Source organism: Streptomyces sp. 6-11-2 (assembly GCF_006540305.1).
GTDB lineage: Bacteria > Actinomycetota > Actinomycetes > Streptomycetales > Streptomycetaceae > Streptomyces.
Genome location: NZ_BJOR01000001.1, coordinates 6,757,322 through 6,780,796 on the forward strand (window position 1 = coordinate 6,757,322; position 23,475 = coordinate 6,780,796).

Below are 23,475 nucleotides of genomic sequence, written 5' to 3' on the forward strand. Positions count from 1 at the left end.
CGACACATCCGAAGGATTCGGAGAGTGCCTGAGCATGACCGCGACCAACATCTCTGCATCACCCCGACCGCCCGCGGCCCGTAAGGGACAGGCGGATCCCGCGCCCCGCGAGCCGGGCCGTGGCGGCGCCTTCCTCCGCCGGCTCACCGATCCGCTCGGCGCCCTCCTCGTCATGGTCGTCCTCGCCTGTCTGTGGGAGGGCTACAAGGCACTCGGCCAGGCCGTCGACGACCGGATCCTCGGGATCGGCCTGCCGGTCGCCACCGACGACCTGTCGATGCCGCACCTGTGGACGATCGCCGGCTCGCTCACGGCGCCAGCACGCGCGGGCGACCCGACCTCACTGGCGGTGTACCTCGTCGGCGAGACCACCGTGACGCTCCGCGAAGCCCTCTACGGTCTGGCGGCCGGATCGCTGCTCGGTCTCGCACTGGCGGTGCTCTTCCTCCATGTGGCACCGGTGAGCAAGGGCCTGATGCCCTGGCTGGTCGCCTCCCAGACGGTGCCACTGGTCGCCATCGCCCCGATGATCGTGATCTGGGGCGGCAAGGCGGGTCTGCCGCCGTGGGCCGCGGTCACGGGCATCGCCGCCTATCTCGCGTTCTTCCCCGTCACCATCAACTCCCTGCGCGGGCTGAAGTCCCCGCCCAAGGTGCAGCTCGACTTCATGCGCAGTGTCGGCGCCGGACGCGCCCGGGTGCTGTGGTCGCTGCGGTTCCCGGCGGCACTCCCGTACGTCTTCGCCGGACTGCGGCTCGCCGCCACCGCGAGTGTGGTGGGCGCCATCGTGGGCGAGTTGTCGGCCGGCACCGGCCGCGGCATCGGCCGCGCGATCCTCACCTCCGCCTACTACTACTCGAACGGGCCGGAGAAGCTGTACGCCGCCGTCCTCGTCGCCGCGATCGCCGGAATCCTCTTCGTGCAGGTCCTCGCTCTGCTGGAGCGGTTCGCCCTCCGCCACCGGCACGCCCGTTAGTCGAGAACCCACAACCCTTGGAGCCCCTGATGGCCGAGCCCGCAATCATCTCCGTGCGCGGAGTCAACAAAGTCTTCAACGGCGGTTCCGACCGTGCGGTCACCGCTCTGGAGGACATCGACCTGACCATCGGGCGGGGCGAGTTCATCTCCCTGCTCGGGCCCAGCGGCTGCGGCAAGTCCACCCTGCTGCGGGTGATGGCGGACCTCACCACACCCACGAGCGGCACCGTCATCGTCAACGGCAAGGCACCGGGTGCGGCACGCGCCGACCGCGACTACGGCATGGTCTTCCAGCAGGCCGGCCTGTTCGAGTGGCGCAGTGTCCTGCGCAACGTCGAACTCCCGCTCCAGGTGGCAGGGGCGAAGAAGGAGGTACACCGGGCCAAGGCCATGGAGATGCTGGAACTGGTCCGCCTCAGCGAGTTCGCCGGGCACTACCCCTGGCAGCTCTCCGGCGGCATGCAGCAGCGCGTGGCGATCGCCCGCGCTCTCTCCGCCGATCCCGAGATCCTCTTCATGGACGAACCGCTGGGCGCCCTCGACGAGATGAACCGCGAACGGCTCCAGGGCGAGCTGTTGCGCATCTGGGGCGACACCCGCACCACCGTCGTGTTCGTCACGCACAGCATCTCCGAGGCGGTGTTCCTCTCCTCGCGGGTGGTGGTGATGTCCGCGCGGCCCGGCCGCGTCGCGGCCTGCATCGACGTGGACCTGCCCCATCCCAGGACCGCCGAGACGCGCACCACGCCGGAGTTCTTCGAGAAGGTCAAGGAAGTCCGCCAGGCCCTGCACGAGGCGCCCAGCGAGCGGGCGGCGGCATGAGCACCCTCCGGCTCTCCCGGCCCGCCGGTGCCTCCGCTCTCAAGGCACGCGCCCTGCGGTTCACGCCGGTCGCGCTGACCGCCGTGATTCTGCTCGGCCTGTGGCAGTCGGCCGTGACCCTGTTCGACGTGCCCGTGTTCATCATGCCGACCCCGGTCATGATCGCGGAGGCGTTCCGGCACGATTTCGGGACGATCATGTCCGCGTCCCTGTCCACCGTCGAGCCCGTCCTGCTGGGCCTGGTCATGGGGTCGCTCGGGGGGATCTGCGTGGCCCTCGTCGTCAGCCGCTTCCCCCGGCTGTCGGGCCCGGTGCTCAACGCCGCCGTGCTGATCAACTGCGCGCCGATCGTCGCCCTGGCCCCGATCTTCAACAACTGGTTCGGTGTGACCAGCCTGCTCTCCAAGGCCGGCGTCGCCGCCGTCATGGTGTTCTTCCCGGTCTTCGTCAACACCACCCGGGGCCTGCTCCAGATCGAGCCCCTGCACCTGGAGATCATGGAGTCCCTCGCGGCCCGTCCGCGCCAGGTGGCCCTCCTGCTGCGGCTTCCCAACGCGCTCCCGTTCGTCTTCACCGCGCTGAAACTCGGCACCACCCTCGCCGTCATCGGCGTGATCGTCAGCGAGTACTTCGGTGGGAGCACCGAGGCGCTCGGCGTGTACATCGCCTATCAGGCGGCCCTTCCCCGATTCGACTACGCCTGGGCCGGAATTCTCGTATCCGGTGCGCTCGGACTCGGTCTGTTCGGAGCCGTGACTCTTCTGGAGAGATTCCTCATGCCCTGGCACGAGTCGCTGCACGAGGAAAGAGCCTGACGGCAGCGGTCCGCCGGCCCGGCCTTTCCCGCATTGACTTCCCGCCTGCTTTCCGTCTTCCATTCCTCGGTTCTTTCCACCCGCCCTCTTTCCTTCCCCGCGGAGGTAACGTGTCCAGAAACCGAGCACCACTCCCCAGATCCGGCCGCCGCCCCGTCCGGGTGGCCGCAGGTCTCTCGGCCGCCGTGATGCTGCTCTCCGCCTGCGGAGGCATGTCCGACTCGACCAGCCAGGCCGCCGCCGAGGCCGGCAAGGACTGCAAGTCCAGAACGAAGGTCCGCGTCGTCCTCCAGTGGGTCGCCCAGGCCCAGTTCGCCGGGTACTACGCGGCGAAGGAGAAGGGCTTCTACGACAAGGCGTGCCTCGACGTGACGATCCAGGAAGGCGGGGTGAACATCGTGCCTCAGCAGGTCCTGTCGGCGGGCAACGCCGAGTTCGCCGTCTCCCATGTCACCAAGACCATGGTCACCCGCGAGCAGGGCGCGGACCTGGTCAACATCGGCCAGGAGTTCCAGCGCGGCGCCTACCTCCAGGTCGCCTGGGCCGACTCCGGCATCAAGACCCTCGCCGACCTCAAGGGCAAGCGGGTCGGGAGCTGGGGTTACGGCAACGAGCTGACCCTCTTCGCGGCGATGCGCGGATCCGGGGTCGACCCCAAGAAGGACGCCAAGATCATCCAGCAGCCGTTCGACATGTCGCTGCTGCTCAAGCACGAGGTCGACGCGGCCCAGGCCAAGACCTTCAACGAGTACGCACAGCTCCTGGAGACCACGAACCCCAAGACCGGAAAGCTCTACCAGCCCTCGGACTTCGTCGCGATCAACCTCCAGGACGCCGGATACCAGACACTGGAGGACGGCGTCTACGCCCAGGAGAGCTGGCTGGCGAAGAAGGAGAACCAGGAGACCGCGGTCAAGTTCCTCAAGGCCACGTACGAGGGCTGGGGGTACTGCCGCGACGAGCTCGAGGGCTGTGTCGACATCGTCCTGAAGAACGGCAGCGCGCTCGGCAAGGGCCACCAGACGTGGATGCTCAACGAGGTCAACAAGCTGGTCTGGCCTGCCGAGAAGGGCATCGGCACGATGGACAAGGCCGCCTGGGACCAGACCATCGACATCGCCGTGAAGGCCGGCCTGCTCAAGGCACGGCCCACGGCCGGGGCATACCGCACCGACCTGACCGAGCGGGCGCTCAAGGAACTGAAGGCCGAGGGATTCGACGTCACCGGTGAGTCGTACCGGCCGGAAACGGTCACGGTCACGGCCGGCGGCAAATAGTGGGGACACCCCCGCCGTCCGCCGGGTCGGGCGGTACGGCGCAGCCGGGCCGGGCTCGCCTGCCAGGATGGTCGTACCGCCCGCAGTGATCTCGACGTTACAGACGGAGGAACAATGGCACCCAGTGAAGCAGGGCTCGTCCGCAGGACGATCTGGCTGCTGCGCACGGTCGCGGCGCACCCGGAGGGGGTCGGACTCAGCGAAATCGCCAGGGAGTCCGGTATTCCCAAGGCCACCTGCTACAGGGTCCTCACCGTCCTCGAACGTGAGAGCTGGCTGAACCTGGACCCGGTCACCCGCCGCTACCGCGTCTCGCTGGGGCTGCTGTCCATCGTCGGCGGGCTGCTGGACGGCGGCGGCGCCTACGGGCACATGCGGGACGTGCTGCGGGACCTGGCCAAGGAGACCAAGGAGACCGCCGGCTTCGACGTCCTGCTCGCGCCCAAGGTCATGGTCGTCGCGCAGGTTCCCGGCCCGTCCCTGATCGGGCAGACGCTCAAACCCGTACCGAGGACCCAGCCCGTCTGGGCCACCTCCACCGGCAAGGTCCTGCTCAGCGCTCTCGACCCGGAGACCGTCCGCGCCGAGTTCGGTGAGGAGTTCGAGACCAACGCGCCGGAGCAGCTGGGCGGGCTCGACGCGTTCATCGACTCCATGGCCGAGGTGCGGACCCGAGGCTATGCCGTCGCCTACGACGAACTGGAGCTGGGCGCGGCCTCCGTCGCCGCCCCGGTCCGTGTCGGTCAGGCCACCACCTATGCCGTCTGGATCGGCGGTCCCACCTACCGGCTGACCCGCTCGCGCATCGACGAGGTCGCCGAGTCCGTGATGAAGGCGGCTCGCCAGCTCGGCGACCTGCTGAGCGTCACCGGCATCGAACTGCCCACGACACTCACCGAGTTCTAGGACCGCTCGTTTGGATCACGCCGGGCTCGCGGGCGCTTGGCACCCTGATCCGGCCTGATCCAAACGCAAGACCCCAGCTCCGGTGCCTTTGCCGGAGTCCGCGTGTACGAGGACCACCCCAGCCACCACCGCCCGGCGCGGCGGCGGCACGATCGAGGAGGAAGCGAATGGCTGCACTTCAGGCGCGGCTCCAAGCCGCTCGTGAGGTTGCGGATCGGATACCCAAGGGCCTGTACATCGACGGCGAATGGCGTGCGCCCCGCAGCGGTGCGACCGTCGCCGTGGAGGACCCGGGCACCGGCACGATGGTCGCCGAGGTCGCCGACGCGGGCGCGGCGGACGCCACGGACGCCCTCGACGCCGCCGTGCGGGCCCAGGCGTCCTGGGCGGCGACGCCTCCACGCGAGCGCGGCGAGGTGCTGCGCCGGGCCTTCGAGACGATCATCGCCCGCAAGGACGACCTGGCCGCGCTGATGACCCTGGAGATGGGCAAGCCGTTCGCGGAGTCCCAGGCGGAGGTGGTCTACGCCGCCGAGTTCCTGCGCTGGTTCTCCGAGGAGGCCGTGCGTATCGACGGCGGGTACATGACCGCCCCGGGCGGCGGATCCCGAGTGGTGACGATGCGTCAGCCGGTGGGTCCCTGCCTACTCGTCACCCCGTGGAACTTCCCCATGGCGATGGGCACCCGGAAGATCGGTCCGGCGCTCGCGGCCGGATGCACCGTCGTCGTCAAACCGGCCAAGCAGACGCCGCTGTCGATGCTGGCCCTGGTGGACATCCTGCGGGAGGCGGGAGCACCCGCCGGTGTGGTGAACGTCTTCACCACCAACCGCTCGGGTGAGGTCACCGACCACCTGCTGAACGACCCCCGGCTGCGGAAGCTCTCCTTCACCGGGTCCACCGAGGTCGGCCGCGCGTTGCTCGCCAAGTCGTCGCGGAACGTGCTGCGCACCTCCATGGAACTCGGCGGCAACGCCCCCTTCCTGGTCTTCGCCGACGCCGACCTCGACGCTGCGGTGGAAGGCGCCTTCCAGGCGAAGATGCGCAACACCGGTGAGGCGTGTACGGCCGCCAACCGGTTCTACGCGCACTCCTCGGTCGCCGACGAGTTCGGCCGCCGGCTGGCCGACCGGCTGTCCGCCCTGCCCGTCGGACACGGACTGGACCCGGCCACTCAGGTCGGTCCGCTGATCGACGCGAACGCGGTGAAGAACGTCACCGCCCTGATCGCCGATGCCACCTCGGCCGGCGCCGGCGTACTCACCGGGGGCGGACCCGTTCCGTCGGACGGCCACTTCCTCGCACCGACCGTGCTGGGTGGCGTGCCGCTCGGGGCTCGCGCCCTCACGGAGGAGATCTTCGGCCCGGTCGCGCCGATCGTCGCCTTCGACGACGAGGACACGGCGGTGGCCCTGGCGAACGACTCCGAGTACGGGCTGGCGGGCTATCTGTTCACCGAGAGCCTGAGCCGCGGCCTTCGGGTGAGCGAGCGGCTGGAGTGCGGCATGGTCGGGCTCAACCAGGGGATCATCTCCAACCCTGCCGCGCCCTTCGGCGGAGTCAAGCAGTCCGGGCTCGGCCGGGAGGGCGGGACGGTGGGCATCGACGAATACCTGAGCATCAAGTACCTGGCGATCAAGGCGGCACCGTGACGGGCTTCATTCTGGCGGGCATCCAGTTCGAACCCGTCCTCGGCGACCCCGCGGCGAACATCGAGACGTCCTCACGGCTCATCCGCGAGGCGGCGGCCGGCGGGGCGCGGCTGGTCGTCCTGCCTGAGGCGGCCTCGGCCGGATACATGTTCACCGACCGGGCGGACGCCCGCAGGAACGCCGAGCCCGTCCCGGGTGGGCCGGTCTCCTCCGCCTGGACCGCGCTCGCCGCCGAACTGGATCTGTGGATCGTCGCCGGGATCACCGAGCTGGCGGGCGAGAAGGTGTACAACTCGGCGGTCCTGATCGGCCCCGAAGGGCACGCGGGGACGTTCCGCAAGGCGCACCTGTGGAACTTCGAGAAGGAACTGTACGACCGTCAGGAGGACGGCTTCCCCGTCTTCCGCACCCCGCTCGGCAACATCGGCATCGGCATCTGCTACGACGCCTGGTTCCCGGAGACCTTCCGCAGCGCGGCGCTCGGCGGCGCCGACCTGCTGGCCCTCCCCTCGAACTGGGTGCCCGTACCCGGGCAGCCGAAGGACACCCCGGTGATGGCCAACCTGATGTGCATCACCGGGGCGCACAGCAACCAGTTCTTCGTCGCCGGGGTCAGCCGCATCGGCAGCGAACGCGACCAGCCCTTCATCGGCCGGTCGCTGATCGTGGGCCCGGACGGCTGGCTGCTCGCCGGGCCGGCCGACGAGGGCCAAGAGGCCGTCCTCCTCGCGGAGGTGGACCTGATCGGCTCCCGCAAGGAGCGGCTCGGAAATCCCTTCAACCAGCCGCTCGCCGACCGGCGCACCGACGTCTACCGCACCGGCGACTTCACCTCCGTCCCACCCGACGACACCGTCTGAGTGCCTCCCCGGGCCCTCCGGCGGTGCCCGGCAAACCCTCCCAGGTGCCTCCTGGCGGACAACATCCGCATCCATTGACACATGGACGGCCTTCACCGGAGACTTCTTCCCACTGCATGAACCTCTGGTTCACTGAATGGACCCCGGCTATGCGAGCGATCGAGCGCACCAACGAACAAGTGGAGCTCATCGACCCGAGCAGCATCGAGGCGAGCCCGCTCAGCAACGAGGACCTGGCGCCCGTACCCCTGTCCCGCAGGACCTGGACCACGTACAACTACGCGGCGCTGTGGATGGGCATCGCCCACGGAATCCCCACGTACTACCTGGCCAGTGGCCTCATCAACCTGGGGATGAGCTGGTATCAGGCGGTCATGACCATCGCCCTGGGCAACCTGATCGTCCTGGTTCCCATCCTGCTCAACAGCCATGGCGGCGCCAAGTACGGCATCCCCTATCCCGTGTTCTCCCGCGCCGCCTTCGGCACCCTCGGCGCCAACGTGCCTGCGGTGCTGCGCGCCCTGTCCGCATGCGGCTGGTTCGGCATCCAGACGTGGGTCGGCGGCGAGGCCATCTACACCATCACCGGTGCCTTCGCCGGTGACTCCTGGATCCACGCGGGCGAGATGTGGGGTCACCCGAAGACGCTGTGGCTGTCCTTCGCGGTCTTCTGGCTCCTGCAGATCGCGCTCATCGTCCGCGGCGTCGAATCCATCCGCCGCTTCGAGAACTGGTCCGCGCCGCTCATCCTGATCGTCGCCGCGTTCCTTCTGGTCTGGATGGTCGTACGGGCGGACGGCTTCGGCCCGCTCGCCGGTGAGCCGTCCCAGTTGGGCTGGGGCGCCGACTTCTGGATGCTGTTCGCGCCTTCCCTGATGGGGATGATCGCGTACTTCGCCACGATGTCCGTGAACATCGCGGACTTCACCCGCTTCGCCAAGGGGCAGCGGGACCAGATCGTCGGCCAGACACTGGGCCTGCCGACCACGATGACCCTGTTCTCCATGATCGGCGCTCTCACCACGTCGGCCACCATCGCCGTCTACGGGCACGCGATCTGGGACCCGATCGACCTGGTCAGCCGTTTCTCCAACCCGTTCGTCGTCCTGTTCGCGCTGCTGAGCGTCGTCGTGGCCACCGTCGCCGTCAACGTCGCGGCCAACACCGTGGGCCCGGCGTACGACTTCTCCAATGTCTTCCCACGCCTCATCAGCTTCCGCACCGGCGGGATCATCGCCGGCGTCATCGGCATCCTGATGCAGCCCTGGCGGCTGCTGTCCTCGCCCGAGCTGTACATCTTCACCTGGCTCGGGGTGACCGGCGCCTTCCTCGGCGGCGTCGCCGGGATCCTGACCGCGGACTACTGGCTGCTGCGCAGGCGTGAACTCGACCTCGTCGGGCTGTACACGCGCGGCGGGCCGTACGAGTACGCGAAGGGCTTCAACTGGCGCCCGCTCGCAGCCCTCGCGATCGTTGTGTTCCTCTCCCTCGGCGGCGCGTACTCCGAGAACGGCGAGGGCCCCTTCCCGGCCGATGGGTACGTCCCGTTCCTCAAGCCGCTGTTCGACTACAACTGGGCCGTCGCCTTCCTCGGCGGCATCGCCCTGCACGCCGTCTTCAGCAAGCTCTTCCCGCCCCGCCGACCGCTCCCGGCGGCCCAGGAGGCCGAGCGGATCGCGGCCTGAACCGAAGGCGCCGGAGCGCACCGAGGCACGCCTGCCGCTCCGCTCCGGCGATGTCATGCGAAGTGGCCGTCGAGCCCCCGCCGCATCCTTGTCGCAGTCTCCCTCCCGGAGGACCCTGATGAAGACCCGTGCCGCCGTCATGACCGCCCCCGGCAAGGACTGGGAGATCACCGAACTCGAACTCGCCCCGCCCCAGGCGGGTGAGGTCCTGGTCCGCTTCACCCACGCCGGGCTCTGCTATTCCGACGAGCACGTGCGCACCGGCAACATGGCGCCGCTGCCCATCATCGGCGGCCACGAGGGATCCGGCATCGTCGAGGCCGTCGGCGACGGTGTCTCCAAGCTGGCCCCCGGCGATCACGTGGCCGCCTCTTTCAAACCGTCCTGCGGGCACTGCCGTTGGTGCGCCGGCGGCCGGTCCAACCTGTGCGACGCCGCGGCGTACGGCCCCGAGGGCAAACTCCCGGACGGGACCTACCGGTTCACCGGTCCCGACGGGCCGATCGGCGCCAACTGCGCGCTGGGCACCTTCGCCGAGCACTCCGTCGTCTCCCAGGACTCGCTGGTACGCGTCGGCCCCGACCTGCCGCTCTCGGTGGTCGCACTGGTGAGCTGCGGCGTACTCACCGGCTGGGGCGCGGCCGTGTACGCGGCCGAACCGGAGCCCGGTGACACCGTCATCGTCGTCGGCGCCGGCGGCGTCGGCATCAACGCCATCCAGGGAGCCCGGTTCTCCGGCGCCGGAAGCGTCATCCTGGTCGATCCGAACGAGGCCAAGCACGCCGTCGCGCGCGACCTCGGAGCCTCACATGTCTGCCGCACCCTCGACGAGGCGGCGGCCTTCGCCGCGGAGCTCAACCCGAGCGCGATGGGTGCCGACTCCACCCTCGTCTGCACCGGCGACACCACGGCCGAGGTCGTACGCGCCTCGTTCGAGGCCACCGGCAAGGGCGGCACCATCGTCCTCGCCGGAATGTCCGAGGACGTCCACGACATCAACATCCAACTCCCCGGAACTCAGCTCGTCTTCGCCGAGAAGCGCCTTCAGGGCACGATCTTCGGCTCTTGCAGCCCGGCGCGGGACGTGCCCCGCGTGCTGTCCCTGTACCGGCAGGGCCTGATCAAGCTCGACGAGCTGGTCAGCCGTACCTACGCCCTCGACGAGATCAACCAGGGGTTCGAGGACCTGCGGTCCGGACGGAACCTGCGGGGCATCGTCGCCCACCGCCCCGCGCACTGAGCCGACGGGAACAAGCCAGAAGGACCAGAAGGACCAGAAGGACCAGAAGGAACAGAAGGAGCACTCCGGCATGTCCCATGGGACCGATCGCGACGCCCTCTACATCGACGGTGACTGGCGCAAACCCTCGACCGCACGCACCTTCACCTCGATCAGCGCCGCGACCGAGGAACCCCTCGGCAGCTTTCCCGAAGCCGACCGCGCCGACGTGGACGCCGCTGTCACCGCCGCGCGCCGCGCCCTCGGGGGCCACCGCGGGTGGGGCTCGGCACAGGAACGCGCCGCGGCGATGGAACGCCTGGCCCGCGCCCTGGAATCCCGCACGGATGCCCTCGGCACCCTGATCGCGCAGGAGGTCGGTACACCTCTGGCCCGCGCCATCGAGGCCAACGTCGGCGCCGCGACAGGCCTGCTCCGGTTCTACGCCCCGCTCGCCGAGGTCATGTACGCGGAAGACCTGCGTCCCGCCCTTCTGGGCCACAGCCTGGTCCGCCGCGAGCCCGTCGGTGTGGTCGCCATGATCGTGCCGTGGAACTACCCGCTCAGCACCCTCTTCTTCAAGCTGGCGCCCGCGCTGGCGATGGGCTGCACCGCCGTGGTCAAACCCTCGCCCGCCACCGGCCTGGACTCGTTCCTTGTCGCCGACGCGGTCCACGAGGCCGGGTTCCCGCCCGGAGTGATCAACTTCCTGCCCGCCGAACGCGAGGTGGGGGAGTACCTGGTCACCCACCCCGGAGTGGACAAGGTCGCCTTCACCGGCTCCACCGCCGCCGGACGCCGTATCGGAGGGCTCTGCGGCGAACTGCTGCGTCCCGTCACCCTGGAACTGGGCGGCAAGTCCGCTGCCATCCTGCTGGAGGACGCCCCGCTGCCGCTCTTCCTCGACCACCTGCTCGACCTGTCGTTCAACAACAACGGCCAGACCTGCACCAACAACACACGGCTGCTGGTGCCCCGTTCACGCTACGAGGAGATCGTGGACGCCGTCACCGCGACGGTCGAGGGATGGCCGGTGGGTGACCCGCTGGCTCCGTCCACGGTGATCGGCCCGGTCGCCGGCGCCGCCGCCCGTGACCGTATCGAGGGCTATGTCCGCAAGGGCAGGCAGGAGGGGGCACGCGTCACCACCGGCGGCGGCCGTTCCGCAGGCCAGGACCGGGGGTTCTATGTCGAGCCCACGGTCTTCGCCGACGTGGACCCAGCGATGGTCGTGGCCCGTGAGGAGATCTTCGGCCCGGTGGTGACCGTCTCCGCCCACGACGGCTCGGTCGAGGGCGCCGTCGCCATGGCCAACGACTCGGCCTACGGTCTGGCCGGCAGTGTCTGGACGGCGGACGAGACGCTCGGCCGAGAGGTGGCCCGCGCGGTGGACACCGGCACCTTCAGCGTCAATCACGCCAACTTCGACATCGGCGCACCCTTCGGCGGACGGCGGGACAGCGGTCTGGGCTCCGAACTGGGCGCTGAAGGGATCGAGGCGTACCTCCAGTACAAGACGATCTTCGTGACCCAGCAGCCGAAGTGAGACCTGTGTCGTCCCCCAGGCCGCCATGGTCCTGGGGGACGGGTGGACCGCGCCCTGCGCGGCGGGCGGCCGGCGGGGTACGCCGGTGACGTCTGGTATCCGCAGCCGGCCCTCGCCGACCACCCCTGGCGCACCATGCCGCACCACGTGGCCCGCGACCGCCGTCGCGGATTGACTGGGAGGGCGCCTGGCCCGCACACGAGTCCGGACCGAGACCGTACGGAACTCGACTCTTTCCCCAGGCAGACCCAACTCTCGGAGTAAGCATCCGAGGGGGAGCCGGAATGAGACGTGTGTGCGGTGCGGTGTGCCTGGCGTTGGGTCTCACCATGGTGAGTGGGTGCAGTCCCCCTGACCTGCCGCTCGTAGCGGTGCGAAACGGGGACGACGGGCAGCCGGTGGCCGAACTGCGGCCGTGCGAAGGGAGCGAGACCCTCTCGGGGATGGGCCTGGAGAGCTGGACCTTCGAGGAAGGCGAAGCCGCGATCGAGGAGACATCATTTGGCTCGGTCGGCACTTCGTCCGCCTCCCCACCCGCACAGGCCGGCCCTGATGATCCGGACGAGGGCCGGGCGCACCAGGACAGCGGGTGGGAGGCGTGGGGAGCGACGAACCACGGAGGTGTCGTCTTCCCGCTCTTCTCCCCACCACCCGAATGGCGCGCGCAAACCTTCGGCAGGCAGGCACTGCTGCCCGGCCGGACCTACGCGCTGACCTTCCACGGGTCCGGCAGTTACCTGGCACACGTCTACTTCACCGCCGACGACCTCGCCTCTCTCCGGCCGGGCCAGGTCTGGGCCGACAACCGGGTTATGAGCGCCAAGGACTTCGACGAACTCGTCGACGACAAGTGCTGACGGCCATCACGGTCGCCACCGGCACTTCAGCAGCACAGCTCGTCGGGCAGGGCGGCGCCGAGCCGCTCAAGGCGCGCTGACCGCAGTTGACGCCGCGAAGGCGAAGTCGTAAACCTCTCGGATCCAGAACGACGTCATCGACGCCTGTGTCCAACTGCACGGCGGCCCGGCTTCGACGCGATCATGAAGGAGGTCATCGGACGTTGCCTCGGATGCGGCGACCCCGCGTAGGGGTGTGCGCGCTGGTTCGCTGTCCTGGGAGGCGGTCCAAGAGGGAGCGGATCTCCTCACTGCGTGTGGCGGTGTCCAGCTGATCGGGTTCCGCGTGCCAGCCGGCCGCGAGCGCCGCGTGGGCCTGCTGTTGGACTCCGTCGACGAGGTCCTGACACTGTCCCAGGTTTCGGTCGTCGGCGCCGAGCCGGGGCAGCAGGTCGGCACAGGCGAGCAGCTCGAAGCGCAGATCACGGCGGGCCTTCCAGCCGTCCTCGGTGAAGGACGTGCCGGCGGCAGCGTGATCCAGTACCTCGGTCGTTGCCCGCAGCGTGCGGATGAGTAGCCGCTGCGTCGTCCGGCGCGGCATGCGGCGGCCCGTGCACACCAGCACGACAAGAGCCGCGGCCACTCCGATCAGGGTGGCCAGCAGCCGCTGCCCCACCAGGTGAGGTGTGGCGTCCACCGAGGTGATGGCGATGTTGGCCTGAAGGGTCATCACCGTGATGAAGGATGCGGCGAGTGCGTAGTTGCGTGGGAGGAACAGGTTCATGCCCCATACGGAAACGATGATGATGGAGATGTGGACGGCCGCTGGAGGCTGAAGCGGTTCCACGGCGCTGACCACCAGCACGCCCGCCACTGTGCCGGCCAGCCGGTGGGCCGCTCGTAGGACGGTGGAGTTTCGGTCAAGGCCACCGTGCAGCACGATGGTCGCCGACAGCACCGCCCAGTACGCGTGCCCGACGTGCAGGACGAGGGCGAGTGTTCCGGCCGCCAGACCGGCGCATGCACAACGAAGACCGACCAGTACGGGCAGACGCACGGGATCCCGACCGAAAGTGCGTCGCAGCAGATAGCGCGCGGACGGCTGCCCGAGGGGGCCGGGATGAGGGGCGCTCCCCACCTGCGCGGTGGCGCCCGGACAGTCCCGCGTGAGCGCGCCGGCGCCCAGCAGACCGTCCAACCTGTGCAGCTCTTGGCCGAGTTGATGGCGGACGGGGCCGGGGCGGGCGCGCGGTGAGCGCGCGGAACCGAGCACGGACGCGGCGTGGTCGACGGCGGCGGTGGCGGCGGTCCGCAGCCGGCGGATCCGCTGCTCGTGGTGCGCGCGAGATTCGCCTTCCTCTGCCGCGGCGTGAAGGAAGGCATGGACGGCTGCTCGGGCGGCCGCGACGGCCTTGCGTTCCGCGTGGTGGCCGCGGACCAGCAGGTCGCTGAGGCTGAGGACGGCGGTGAGCGCAGTGGACACCGCCGTCACCGCCACGATCGGCCACCCGATGTCGGTGCTGCCGCCGAGATATGTCCCCACAGCACAGGCATAGAACAGGTGAATGGGTCCTGGCCCGGGTCCCACGAAGAAGACGTGGTAGCCGACGGCCATCAGGAAGATGACGAGTGCCTCGGTGCTGATGGCGAGCCACGGAATGGGGCCGACCCATACGCCCAGAGCCATGGAGGCGGGAAATATCGGGGCGACCGCCGCGTACCTGCGCAGCCGGGAGCGCAGCGATTGGTTGGTGTTCCACAGTGAGATGAGCGAGCCGAACAGCGCCATGGCGCCAGGGTGGGTGTCCGCGAACACCGTGATGAGGAGGAGGGACGCGGCCATGGGTGCGGTGGTCAGGGTGCCTTGCAGCCACGCGCCGGGCGAGGGGGAGAGGTGAAGGAACCGGCGGATGTGCGGGACGATCCGGCAACGCCATGCCCTGGGAATGTCAGAGACGACGAGCGGCATACCCTGACTTTCCGAACCGTGTGAAGACCCCCGCTGCCGTGTGGGACGAGTGCATCTCAGGCCTCTGATTCCAGCAGTCCACGTGCTTGGAGGATCTCCTGTTCGACGTCTCCGCTGAGATCCGTGGCCGGGAGTGAGCCGATTTCGCCGCGGAGCAGCCCCACATCCTTGAGCAGCAGGTCGTACTGCACTTCGCTGAAGTTGTCGCTCATCCAGCTCTGTCCGGATGACACGCGGATCACTTCGAGGAATTCCTTGGCAGGTATTCCGATCCGTGCTGCCAGATTAAGAATGTGTGCGGTGGAGAGCAGATTGAATGTGCCCAGGGTGTTGTTGAGGAGTTTCACCGTGGCTGCCTCACCGTAGTTTCGCATGCGAAAGACGCGGCCGGAGATGTCGGCCAGCAGCCTTTCCTCCGCGTCGGTGGGGGCGGGGCCGCTGAGAAAGGTGGTCAGCGTGCCGTCGCGTGCACCGCGAGGGCCACCCGACACCGGTGCCTCGAACACCCGCCAGGAGTCGGGTGCGGACGGAAGAATCCTGCGGGCGTCCTCCGCGGCGAGGGTGGTGACCACGAAGGCGGTCAACGGCCCCTTGACGCAGTGGTCTTGAAGCGACCCGAACACCGCGCTGACCTGGTCCGCCGTGCGGACCGCAACGATGACGCTGTCCACGGCCGACCAGTCGACCGCCGCGAGGTCGGAGCCGGCCGGCGCGTTTGTGGCCGCCGCCCACTCGTGGACGCGGGCGGGGGGCGAGATCGAAGCCGAAGACCTCGCGGTCCAGTTCGGCGAGCCGTTCGCCGATGTTTCCGCCGATGGGGCCGAGGCCGAATATCAGATGCATGCTTGTTCTCCCAGATGGTCGGGGGTCCAAGGCCCGCCGGTCTCTTTTCACAGCGGGCCACTGCCCCTAAGTTGAAACGGTAGGTATGTCCCTCGGCGGGTGCCACTTGGCCGGAAAGCGGCTCGGACCGGGCCCAGGCCCGGCAGTCGTTGCGGTTGCCGGGCAGCGGCTTGCCGATGGCGACGACGAGGCGGGTGTCGGCGTCGATGACGACCTGGTGGTTGGTGCTATAGCGGTAGTTCTTGCTGGAGGCGGCCACGGTCCGGTCGCGGGTGGGGACCAGCGTGCCGTCCACGATGAGCACGGTGTCCTTGCGGAACCGCCGCCGGGGCTGGAGGGCGAGTGCCGGTCCGAGGTGGTCGACGATCCGGTCGGCCGCCGACTTGGAGATGCCGAACAGCGGGGCGAGTTGGCGCAGGGTGAGGTTGGTGCGCCACTACGCGGCCACCAGCAGCACCCGGTCCTCCAGCGGCAGCGACCACGGCCGGCCCTTGCGGACCGGATCGGCCCCCTCACGCCGCAGCGCGGTGATCAGCTTGGCGAACTGCCGCGGGCTCAGCCCGGTGAATGGACCTATCCACGAGGGCTCCGACGCCGTGATCACACCAGCCACAGCAAGATCATCTCACCCCTGACCGGCGGTTACGGGACAACCTCTAGCGGTGTTAACGTCGCGCCATGTCCAAGATCGAGATTGACGCGATAGCCGCCGAGTTCTTCGGAGCCTTCGACAACCGCGGCGGCAAGGCCGCGGACGTGGCCCGGATCCGCCGGCTGGTCATTCCGGGTGGTGTGATCGTGCTGACCGGGCCGAAGTACACGGTCTACACCGTGGACGAGTTCATCGAGCCGCGCGAACGCTTGCTCGCCGACGGCCGGTTGGTCGAGTTCTCGGAGTGGGAGACCTCCGAGCGAACCGAGATCGCGGGCGACATCGCGTCGCGCTTCGGCGAGTATCGGAAGGCCGGCATCCTGGACGGCGAGCCGTTCGAGGGCGGCGGGACCAAGACCATCCAGTTCGTCCGCACCCTGGAGGGCTGGCGGATCGCGGCGTTCTCCTGGTACGACCAGCCCTGAGGGTCCGCAGGTCGCGGCGGCCCAAGGAGCGCGGGCTGGGACGTCACGCACGCAGCGAAGCTCCGGTTGAACGGGGTGACCTTCCCAAGTCGCCTCGCACCACCGGAGCTTCGATGTGTCGTCAGTCTGCCACCGTCTGCCTGATCAAGTCGCCCGCTCTGGAGGACACTGCGGGGTTGTCGCTGGTGGAGCGGTTGCGGCTGTTGCCGGATCCGCGTCGACGTCGAGGGGTGCGTCACCCGTTCGTGGCGGTGCTGCTGGTTGCCGCCTCCGCGGTTGTCGCCGGCGCACGCTCGTATACGGCTATCGGCCAGTGGTCCGCCAACGCGCCGCAGCACGCCCTGGCCCGCCTGGGTGCCCGGGTCGTAGGGTCGTTGAGCGTGCGCGTCGCGCCGAGTGCCGCCACGATTCGGCGGATTGTCGGCCTGGTCTGCCCCGGCGGACTGGCCGATCTGACCGGCGCTGATCCTGCCGGCTCGGACTCGGTGGCGCTCGACGGCAAGGCTGCCCGCGGCTCCCGACACGGCCAGACGCCCGCTGCCCACCTGCTGGCCGCGATGACCGGCGACGGCCGAACCGTCACCCAGCTGCGGATCCCCGACAAGACCAACGAAATCACCTGCTTCGCCGCGCTACTGGCGCCCTTCGACCTGACCGGGGTCACCGTCACGGCCGACGCCCTGCACACCCAGCGCGCGCATGCGCGCTTCCTGGTGGACGAGAAGAAGGCGCACTACCTCTTGGTGGTCAAGGCCAACCAGCCCGAACTGCACCGCAGGCTGCGATCACTGCCGTGGAAGGACGTCACCGCCCGCCGCTACGACCGGGAGATCGGCCACGGCCGCCGGGAGACCCGAGTGACCAGGGCCCTCACCGTGACCGACCTCGGCCTCGACTTCCCCCACGCCGCCCAGGCTGTACGCATCCTGCGCCACCGCACCGACCGCACGACCGGAACCGTCAGCCGCCAGACCGTCTACGCGATCACAGACCTGAGCTCGCATCAGGCATCGCCCCAGCGGCTGGGCCAACTCGCCAGGTCGCAGTGGACCATCGAGAATCGGCTCCACTTCGTCCGCGACACCACCTTCGCCGAGGACGCCTCGAAGATTCGCACCGGCCATGGCCCCGAAAACATGTCGACCCTACGCAACCTGGCGATCAACGCGCTCCGCGCCGCCGGACACCGCAACATCGCGGCCGGCATCCGGCACGTCTCCTACGAGCCCTTCACCCGCCCGCTCGACCTACTGGGCATCGTCTGACCAGCGCGACTACAAGATCACCGCACTTTGCAACGGCCCTGCACCCACCCCTGGAAGGAAAGCGGTGATAATTGGATGTAAGAGGTGAAAAAAACCTCTAAGAGCCTCTAAGAGGTCGTTTCTTATGGATGGCTGTCACCAGCACCGGAGGAAGCGAGCGCTGGAAAGAAGTGGCCCGTTGAGGGCTGGCTCAGTGCGGTCGCCTGGTGTGCCTCTATGCCATCACCTCCTACAAGCTGCACTACGCGTGCGTGTCGTGTCAGCTTCAAGCGGCATTCCGATCCGGAGCGCGAACGCGTCGCCGGGACGGATACCGACCATCGGGCCGCCACCCTTCGCACGATGAAAGCCAGGGATCATGCGTTCACCGTACGAGCGAGCACCGACATCCTCCAGCAGGGGCGCGAACTTCACGCTCCTGCGACCTTTCGAGGTAGATGACACCCGCTCTTCAGCGCGACTTGGACTACGGGAGCGGACGCCCGAACGGCCTCCGCGCGCACTCGCCGTGCGCAGAATCAGGGCCTGAGCAACACCTTGATCGCGGTGATCATCGACTGTCCGGTACCGACGCACGAACGGCGCGCCACAGGTCGGAGCCACAGATGCAGGAGGCAACGACCTTAAGTCAGGCCGGCACCGGCGCGGGCTGGATCCGCTTCGCGTCCCAGGCCAGCCACACGCAGGCGGCCGCGAGCAGTACGCCGTGCGCGATCCGCAGCGCGGGCGGACCGAAGAACTGCGGCAGGAACAGCCCGAACCCGACCGCGAACAGGATCGCCGGCACCGTGCGCATCCGGGCTGCGACGAGGATTGCGCCCGCCGCCATGGTCAGCAGCCCGAGCCCGAACATCGTCATCGCGAACGGGTTGTAGCGCACGTCCTCGGCCAGGTCGAGGACGTTCGACTGGTTGGCCATCGCATGCAGGCCGAAGTCCTCGGCGCCGTAGTACGGCAGCGTCAGGCCGGCGCCGATCCAGAACACGATCGCCGCCACGCGGTTGATCGGCAGCAGTGCAATCGCGACCAGGATGAACCCGATCATCGCGCACAGGTGCGCGACGATCCACGCGGTGGAGCCCATCGCGGCGGCGGCACCCGAGGTGGTGGACTCGTCCTCCCAAGGGCGGAGGGCGGGGTAGAGCAGGAACAGTACGCCTGCGACGGACAGCGGGATCCTCATGATTCGTTCCTCAGGCTGGCGAGATACATCTGGATGAGCTGGTCGTAGGTGTCGTCGAGGTCTTCCGGCAGGCCGAAGCCGCCCGCGGATTCGATGGACGCGAAGCCGTGCAGGAGCACCCGCAGGCGCCGGGTCGCGTGCACGGCCGCCGAGCCCTCGAGTCCGTAGCCGCGCAGCGTGGCGTACATGACGCCGACGAGCTTCGCGCCGGCCGCCTCCTGGATCGGGTCGTGCAGCGGGTCCATCGGCAGCGCGGCGTACCGCTTCGGGTGCGCGGCGACGTACGCACGGTAGGCGTGCATCAACCCAGTGACCGCCTCATTGCCGCCGATGCCCAAGACGGTCGTCGTGAACCGGTCGGTCATATCCTCCAGCACCCGCACTCCGACGAGCGTCTTCAGCTCGCCGAGGCTCGCCACGTGCTTGTAGAGCGACGGCGTGGCGACCCCGCAGCCGTGCGCCACGGCGGCGAGCGTGAGGCCGTCCGGCCCGTGCTCGTCCACGATGCCGAGCGCCACATCGACCACGGCGGCCGGCGTCAGCGACCTCTTAGCAACCATAGCCCAGAGGCTATTGCCATTAGCCAAGGACGTCAATCGGCACCGGAGCCGGCGAGTGGATGATTCAGACCGTGGCGTCGAGGCGGGACGTTCGCAGGTGGTCTGTGGTGGCCGCAGCCCTGGGTGAAGGTCTCCGTTACGAGGGGCGACCGGCCTGCGGGTGCGGCAGGGAGCCGAAGTTCCGTCCGCGTACGCGTGCCGAACTGCGAGCGCGTCGGCTCGTTGCTTCCAGGGACGGACTTTCGCTGTCCGAGATGTTGTCCCGTGCCGACCCGCTGATTCCAGCAGGCGACTGAGCTCATGTCTTATCGGGTGAGTCGGCGGTGGCAGATGAGGGCTGCGGCGATGCCGACGAAGGCGAGGAAGTGCTCAGCCTTGCGTTCGTGGCGGCGGTGCAGGCGCCGACATCCGGACAGTCACGAGACCGTTCTCTCAACGACCCAGCGGTGGCGGCCGAGTCGGGTGGAGGACTCGATGCCCTTGCGGGCGATGCGGTGGCGGATGCGACGTTTGCGCAGCCACCGGCGCAGGTGGTCGTAGTCGTATCCCTTGTCGGCGTGGAGCTTGGCCGGGCGCCAGCGGCGTGGGCCGCGTCGAGAGCGGATGGGCGGGATCCCGCGCACGAGTGGTTGCAGGCCGAGGCTGTCGTGCATGTTGGCACCGGAGATGCCCAGCGACAGGGGCAGCCCGTTCCGATCCGTGATCAGGTGGATTTTCGATCCCGGCTTGCCACGGTCGGTCGGATTCGGTCCGGTCAGTGGGCCCCTTTGCCGCCCTGACGCTGACGGAGTCGATCGCGCACCGCGACCAGTCCAGCTCCCCTCGGGCGCCAAGTTCGTCGAGGGTGACCCGGTGGAGCCTGGCCCAAACCCTCTCCCGGCTCCACTGGGCGAAGCGCCGGTAGACCGTGGGCCAAGCCGGCCCGAACACCGGCGGCAGTTGCCGCCAGGTACACCCCGAGGCGGCCACGAAGATGATTGCCGCTAGTGCTGTGGCCGGAAAGGTTTGCCGGGAAGCTCGCGGCGTCCGGTGCGGTACATCGCAAGGCGGAGCATCACCCGCGTACTGGATGTACTCGGGTGATGCGACAACGCGGCGTGGGGGTACCCCCGGCCGAAGGCTGGGGGAGTGCCGTGCCGGACGCCGCGAGCCGGTGAACCTTTCCGGTCACAGCACTAGGCATGCCGTGTCGTGTGACGGCATCTATCCGGATGACGCGGTGCCGAGGTGGGAGACCCTGCTGACGGGCGCGGAGAGCCCCCTCCGAGACGTGGTGCCCATGGCCAACGACGGCCTCACCGTCTTCGCTGTTCCGGAGCCGCTGTGCACGGCTCTGGCCGGTGCGGGGAGGGATCGACTCCACACCGCAGCCGCTGCGTGGGCTGAGAGCGCCTCAGCGCCGGACGATGTGATTGCGCCACGTAGGGCGCTGGACCTCCTTGAGCGCCTGTCAGCGCCGGCCGGCAGTGGTGCGGAGAGAGGCATGGGCCTGTACTGCTGGTACTTCGCGCCCTGACAGGCGCGGCCTGGAGTGCGCCATCCACGGGGTCGCGCCACCGCCGGACATGGGCGCGCTGTTCACCCTGGCGCTGACACGTCAGCGGCACTCGCTATCGTCCGTGCCGTGACCTCGAGTGATCATCTGCTTGACCTGATCCAGACCACCCCGAAGATCGATCTGCTGCTGCGGTCATCGTTCGGCTTCGACATCCACCGAAAGCACTATGGCGATGGCTTGAGGCTTGCCTCCGGTGCGCCGCTGGAGGTGATCGCCGGGGAGTCCGCTGGTGGGGCGTACTTCCTGTGTGCCGAACAAAACGGCCGCCGGCCGGTGGTGTTCGCGAGTTCCGAAGGTCAAGGCGGGCTCCTCGCCGATGACCTGGCGGACGCGCTGGAGATCATCATCGGGCTGGAGTGGCAGGACTGCCTCTCATTCTCGGGCGGTGGCGATGTGGAGGTCATGCAGATCTCCGCTCAACACCTCGAACGGTCCCGTGACAAGTGCAACCCGGATATCGACAACGAAGCTGCCCGGGTGGCCGCAGCCCTGTCGCTGCGTATCGTGCCTGTCCCTGACCTCGTCACCCGGTTGCAAGCGGCCGCCTCGAAGACCGAACCGCACTACGTCGTGACCGACGACGACGGGCAGGCGTTCGACCCACCGTTCGGCGAACACGTGGAGCCTCGCCACGGTGGCTGGCGCTGACCCCGACCGGCTGCTGCCGCCTGTCGCATCGACACCGGTATCCCGGCCAATATCTGACAACGCGTCGGGCAGCCGGCCCCCGCCCGTCCGAGCAGGGACCGCGAAGTCCGTCAGGGGCGGTCGTGGGGCCCATTCGGGCTGATGGCACCGTCGGCCGGGCGTGGCCGCGTGGCACGGGATCTTTGTGCCCCTACTCTCCGGCTGACCGACCAGCAGCATGCGGATCTCCGGCCGGACGTCCCCGGTCGGGGCCCGCCCGTTTTCCTGGGGGAGACAAGTGACCCGGCCCACCACGCGTTGTTCCTCGCCGTCCCGCATCGTCGCCGGTCTGCTCCTCGCCGCGCTCTGGCTCGTCGGCTGCGCGGGGAGTGCACCGAGCGAGCGCTCCAGCGACACGCAGGGGTCCGTGGTCGAGGGCGGGCCCACACCGCCGGGCGCGGGGCCGCGGCTCCAGGATCCTCCGGAGGTGGTGAGCCGCGACGGCTTCCTCAGGACCACGATCGTGGTGGAACGGCGAAAGGTCCGCGTCGGCAACCGCCAGTTGTACGCGACGACCTACAACGGGGCCTATATGCCGCCCACGTTGCGCGTGTGGCCCGGCGACCGTATCGACCTGACCATGATCAACAAAACCGACAAGTACACCAATCTGCACACGCACGGTCTCTTCGTGTCGCCGCGTGCTCCCTCCGACGACATCTTCATCTCCATCGAGTACGGGCAGTCGTACCACTACACCTATCAACTGCCGCTCAGTCACCCCACTGGCACCTTCTGGTACCACTCACACGCGGACATGCTGTCCGCCCCGCAGGTCGCGGGTGGTGAGTCGGGCATCCTCGTCGTCGAAGGCCTGAAGCAGCACCTGCCTCCGTCGTTGCGGAACATCACCGAGCACACCATCGCGCTCAAGGACTTCCAGGTCCAGGGCGACGCGATCAAGACCCATCCCCTGAGTATCGGCGCGTCCACCCACCGCACCGTCAACGGCCAGCAGAACCCGGCGATCCACATCCGGCCGGGAGAGACCCAGTTGTGGAGGCTGGCCAACATCGGCGCCAACATCTACTACAAGCTGCACCTTCCGGGCGCCCGCTTCCACGTGATCGCTCAGGACGGCGTTCCCGTGGGCAGGGTCTACGCCGAGGACACACTGCTCGTTCCCGCCGCCGCTCGCTTCGATGTCCTGGTCCAGGGCGGCGCTCCCGGCACCACTCGGCTGGAGACACTGCCGTACAACACCGGTCCGGCCGGGAACCAGTTCCCCCGGGCCGACCTCGCCACTGTTGTCACCAGTGGCACGCCCATGACGCGGGCCGCGCTCCCGACCGACCTCGGCCCTTACGAGGACTTGAGCCACGCGACGATCGCGGACCGCAAGACCGTCGTCTTCACGGAGAACAAGGCCGGCACGGTCTTCTACATCAACGGCCGGACGTACGCCCCGGACCGGACCGACTTCGTCTCCACCCTCGGCACCGTCGAGGAGTGGACCGTCCGCAATGACTCGGACGAGGACCACAGCTTCCACCTGCACACCAACCACTTCCAGTTGATGAGCACCAACGGGAAGGCCCACGACCCCACCCACGGCGTGTACGACACGGTGAATGTGCCGAAACGTGGTGCGATCGTCGTTCGCATCCACTTCCGGGACTTCACCGGCAGGACCGTGTATCACTGCCACATCCTCAATCACGAAGACATGGGCATGATGGCCGTCCTGGACATCGTTCCGCCCGGCGCGCGGCCCCGGGCCACCCACAGCCAATGACC

General features: G+C 68.7%; 19 protein-coding genes and 2 pseudogenes. 15 read left to right on the forward strand and 6 right to left on the reverse strand.

Going from position 1 to position 23,475, the window contains the following annotated elements:
* The first annotated feature begins 34 nt into the window (after nt 1-34).
* The 11 genes from TNCT6_RS30220 (at nt 35) to TNCT6_RS30275 (ending at nt 12,617) form a co-directional block, all read left to right on the forward strand.
* Nucleotides 35-976: an ABC transporter permease gene (locus TNCT6_RS30220; RefSeq protein ID WP_216372812.1), complete on the forward strand. Its 942-nt coding sequence runs from the start codon at nt 35-37 to the stop codon at nt 974-976.
* A gap of 29 nt (nt 977-1,005) precedes the next feature.
* Entirely contained in the window at nt 1,006-1,800 is a 795-nt protein-coding gene (locus TNCT6_RS30225) for an ABC transporter ATP-binding protein (protein ID WP_141364034.1), read from the forward strand.
* Nucleotides 1,797-2,615 carry an ABC transporter permease gene (locus TNCT6_RS30230; protein ID WP_141364036.1) on the forward strand — a complete coding sequence of 273 codons (819 nt, stop codon included), beginning with the start codon at nt 1,797-1,799 and terminating at the stop codon, nt 2,613-2,615. Before TNCT6_RS30225 ends, TNCT6_RS30230 begins: the two co-directional genes overlap by 4 nt.
* A gap of 212 nt (nt 2,616-2,827) precedes the next feature.
* Entirely contained in the window at nt 2,828-3,892 is a 1,065-nt protein-coding gene (locus TNCT6_RS30235) for an ABC transporter substrate-binding protein (protein ID WP_216372813.1), read from the forward strand.
* Between the two features lie 114 nt (nt 3,893-4,006).
* Nucleotides 4,007-4,798, forward strand: a complete 792-nt coding sequence (locus TNCT6_RS30240; RefSeq protein WP_141364038.1) for an IclR family transcriptional regulator — start codon at nt 4,007-4,009, stop codon at nt 4,796-4,798.
* Between the two features lie 167 nt (nt 4,799-4,965).
* Complete coding sequence (locus TNCT6_RS30245) at nt 4,966-6,450, forward strand: NAD-dependent succinate-semialdehyde dehydrogenase (protein ID WP_141364040.1); 1,485 nt, start codon at nt 4,966-4,968, stop codon at nt 6,448-6,450.
* Entirely contained in the window at nt 6,447-7,310 is an 864-nt protein-coding gene (locus TNCT6_RS30250) for a nitrilase family protein (protein ID WP_141364042.1), read from the forward strand. The genes TNCT6_RS30245 and TNCT6_RS30250 overlap by 4 nt, the downstream gene beginning before the upstream one ends.
* 149 nt (nt 7,311-7,459) lie before the next feature.
* The gene (locus TNCT6_RS30255; protein WP_253266276.1) at nt 7,460-8,995 is read left to right on the forward strand and encodes an NCS1 family nucleobase:cation symporter-1; all 1,536 of its coding nucleotides are present in this window, start codon (nt 7,460-7,462) and stop codon (nt 8,993-8,995) included.
* Between the two features lie 118 nt (nt 8,996-9,113).
* Nucleotides 9,114-10,235: a Zn-dependent alcohol dehydrogenase gene (locus TNCT6_RS30260; RefSeq protein ID WP_141364046.1), complete on the forward strand. Its 1,122-nt coding sequence runs from the start codon at nt 9,114-9,116 to the stop codon at nt 10,233-10,235.
* Nucleotides 10,236-10,305: 70 nt separating this feature from the next.
* A complete protein-coding gene (locus TNCT6_RS30265) occupies nt 10,306-11,760 on the forward strand; it encodes an aldehyde dehydrogenase (RefSeq protein WP_141364048.1) in 1,455 nt (484 codons plus the stop codon).
* Between the two features lie 371 nt (nt 11,761-12,131).
* Nucleotides 12,132-12,617 carry a hypothetical protein gene (locus TNCT6_RS30275; RefSeq protein WP_141364052.1) on the forward strand — a complete coding sequence of 162 codons (486 nt, stop codon included), beginning with the start codon at nt 12,132-12,134 and terminating at the stop codon, nt 12,615-12,617.
* Between the two features lie 193 nt (nt 12,618-12,810).
* On the opposite strand, the gene TNCT6_RS30285 is transcribed toward TNCT6_RS30275, so the two are convergent.
* The 3 genes and pseudogenes from TNCT6_RS30285 to TNCT6_RS30295 all read right to left on the reverse strand — a co-directional run.
* Nucleotides 12,811-14,439, reverse strand: a complete 1,629-nt coding sequence (locus TNCT6_RS30285; RefSeq protein ID WP_172633096.1) for an FUSC family protein — start codon at nt 14,437-14,439, stop codon at nt 12,811-12,813.
* A 182-nt stretch (nt 14,440-14,621) separates the two neighbouring features.
* Nucleotides 14,622-15,323, reverse strand: coding sequence for an NAD-binding protein (locus TNCT6_RS30290; protein ID WP_253266466.1), 702 nt, complete (start codon nt 15,321-15,323; stop codon nt 14,622-14,624).
* A gap of 209 nt (nt 15,324-15,532) precedes the next feature.
* Nucleotides 15,533-16,021 (reverse strand): annotated as a pseudogene (locus TNCT6_RS30295) (transposase family protein); the annotation flags it as partial.
* 65 nt (nt 16,022-16,086) lie between these two features.
* Between TNCT6_RS30295 and TNCT6_RS30300 the strand changes: the two are divergent.
* Nucleotides 16,087-16,485 (forward strand): DUF4440 domain-containing protein, encoded by a 399-nt coding sequence (locus tag TNCT6_RS30300; RefSeq protein ID WP_141364058.1) that lies wholly within the window; start codon nt 16,087-16,089, stop codon nt 16,483-16,485.
* Nucleotides 16,486-16,670: 185 nt separating this feature from the next.
* Nucleotides 16,671-17,750, forward strand: coding sequence for an ISAs1 family transposase (locus TNCT6_RS30305; protein ID WP_253266467.1), 1,080 nt, complete (start codon nt 16,671-16,673; stop codon nt 17,748-17,750).
* 628 nt (nt 17,751-18,378) lie between these two features.
* Here the strand turns inward: TNCT6_RS30305 and TNCT6_RS30310 are convergent.
* The 3 genes and pseudogenes from TNCT6_RS30310 to TNCT6_RS30325 form a co-directional block, all read right to left on the reverse strand.
* Nucleotides 18,379-18,933, reverse strand: coding sequence for a hypothetical protein (locus TNCT6_RS30310; RefSeq protein WP_141364062.1), 555 nt, complete (start codon nt 18,931-18,933; stop codon nt 18,379-18,381).
* The gene (locus tag TNCT6_RS30315; protein WP_172633098.1) at nt 18,930-19,493 is read right to left on the reverse strand and encodes a TetR/AcrR family transcriptional regulator; all 564 of its coding nucleotides are present in this window, start codon (nt 19,491-19,493) and stop codon (nt 18,930-18,932) included. The genes TNCT6_RS30310 and TNCT6_RS30315 overlap by 4 nt, the downstream gene beginning before the upstream one ends.
* A gap of 305 nt (nt 19,494-19,798) precedes the next feature.
* Nucleotides 19,799-20,564 (reverse strand): annotated as a pseudogene (locus tag TNCT6_RS30325) (IS5 family transposase).
* 553 nt (nt 20,565-21,117) lie between these two features.
* Between TNCT6_RS30325 and TNCT6_RS30330 the strand changes: the two are divergent.
* Together TNCT6_RS30330 and TNCT6_RS30335 are read left to right on the forward strand one after the other, a co-directional pair.
* Nucleotides 21,118-21,699, forward strand: coding sequence for a hypothetical protein (locus tag TNCT6_RS30330; RefSeq protein WP_141364066.1), 582 nt, complete (start codon nt 21,118-21,120; stop codon nt 21,697-21,699).
* A gap of 277 nt (nt 21,700-21,976) precedes the next feature.
* On the forward strand, nt 21,977-23,473 hold the full coding sequence (locus tag TNCT6_RS30335) for a multicopper oxidase family protein (RefSeq protein ID WP_253266277.1): 1,497 nt from the start codon (nt 21,977-21,979) through the stop codon (nt 23,471-23,473).
* Nucleotides 23,474-23,475: the final 2 nt, after the last annotated feature.

What these genes read in the sequence shown, in the direction of transcription:
- TNCT6_RS30220 (WP_216372812.1), top strand. Translation starts at nt 35, where the DNA reads ATGACCGCGACCAACATCTCTGCATCACCCCGACCGCCCGCGGCCCGT.
- TNCT6_RS30225 (WP_141364034.1), top strand. Translation starts at nt 1,006, where the DNA reads ATGGCCGAGCCCGCAATCATCTCCGTGCGCGGAGTCAACAAAGTCTTC.
- TNCT6_RS30230 (WP_141364036.1), top strand. Translation starts at nt 1,797, where the DNA reads ATGAGCACCCTCCGGCTCTCCCGGCCCGCCGGTGCCTCCGCTCTCAAG.
- TNCT6_RS30235 (WP_216372813.1), top strand. Translation starts at nt 2,828, where the DNA reads ATGTCCGACTCGACCAGCCAGGCCGCCGCCGAGGCCGGCAAGGACTGC.
- TNCT6_RS30240 (WP_141364038.1), top strand. Translation starts at nt 4,007, where the DNA reads ATGGCACCCAGTGAAGCAGGGCTCGTCCGCAGGACGATCTGGCTGCTG.
- TNCT6_RS30245 (WP_141364040.1), top strand. Translation starts at nt 4,966, where the DNA reads ATGGCTGCACTTCAGGCGCGGCTCCAAGCCGCTCGTGAGGTTGCGGAT.
- TNCT6_RS30255 (WP_253266276.1), top strand. Translation starts at nt 7,460, where the DNA reads ATGCGAGCGATCGAGCGCACCAACGAACAAGTGGAGCTCATCGACCCG.
- TNCT6_RS30260 (WP_141364046.1), top strand. Translation starts at nt 9,114, where the DNA reads ATGAAGACCCGTGCCGCCGTCATGACCGCCCCCGGCAAGGACTGGGAG.
- TNCT6_RS30265 (WP_141364048.1), top strand. Translation starts at nt 10,306, where the DNA reads ATGTCCCATGGGACCGATCGCGACGCCCTCTACATCGACGGTGACTGG.
- TNCT6_RS30285 (WP_172633096.1), bottom strand. Translation starts at nt 14,439, where the DNA reads ATGGCCGCGTCCCTCCTCCTCATCACGGTGTTCGCGGACACCCACCCT.
- TNCT6_RS30300 (WP_141364058.1), top strand. Translation starts at nt 16,087, where the DNA reads ATGTCCAAGATCGAGATTGACGCGATAGCCGCCGAGTTCTTCGGAGCC.
- TNCT6_RS30310 (WP_141364062.1), bottom strand. Translation starts at nt 18,933, where the DNA reads ATGAGGATCCCGCTGTCCGTCGCAGGCGTACTGTTCCTGCTCTACCCC.
- TNCT6_RS30315 (WP_172633098.1), bottom strand. Translation starts at nt 19,493, where the DNA reads ATGGTTGCTAAGAGGTCGCTGACGCCGGCCGCCGTGGTCGATGTGGCG.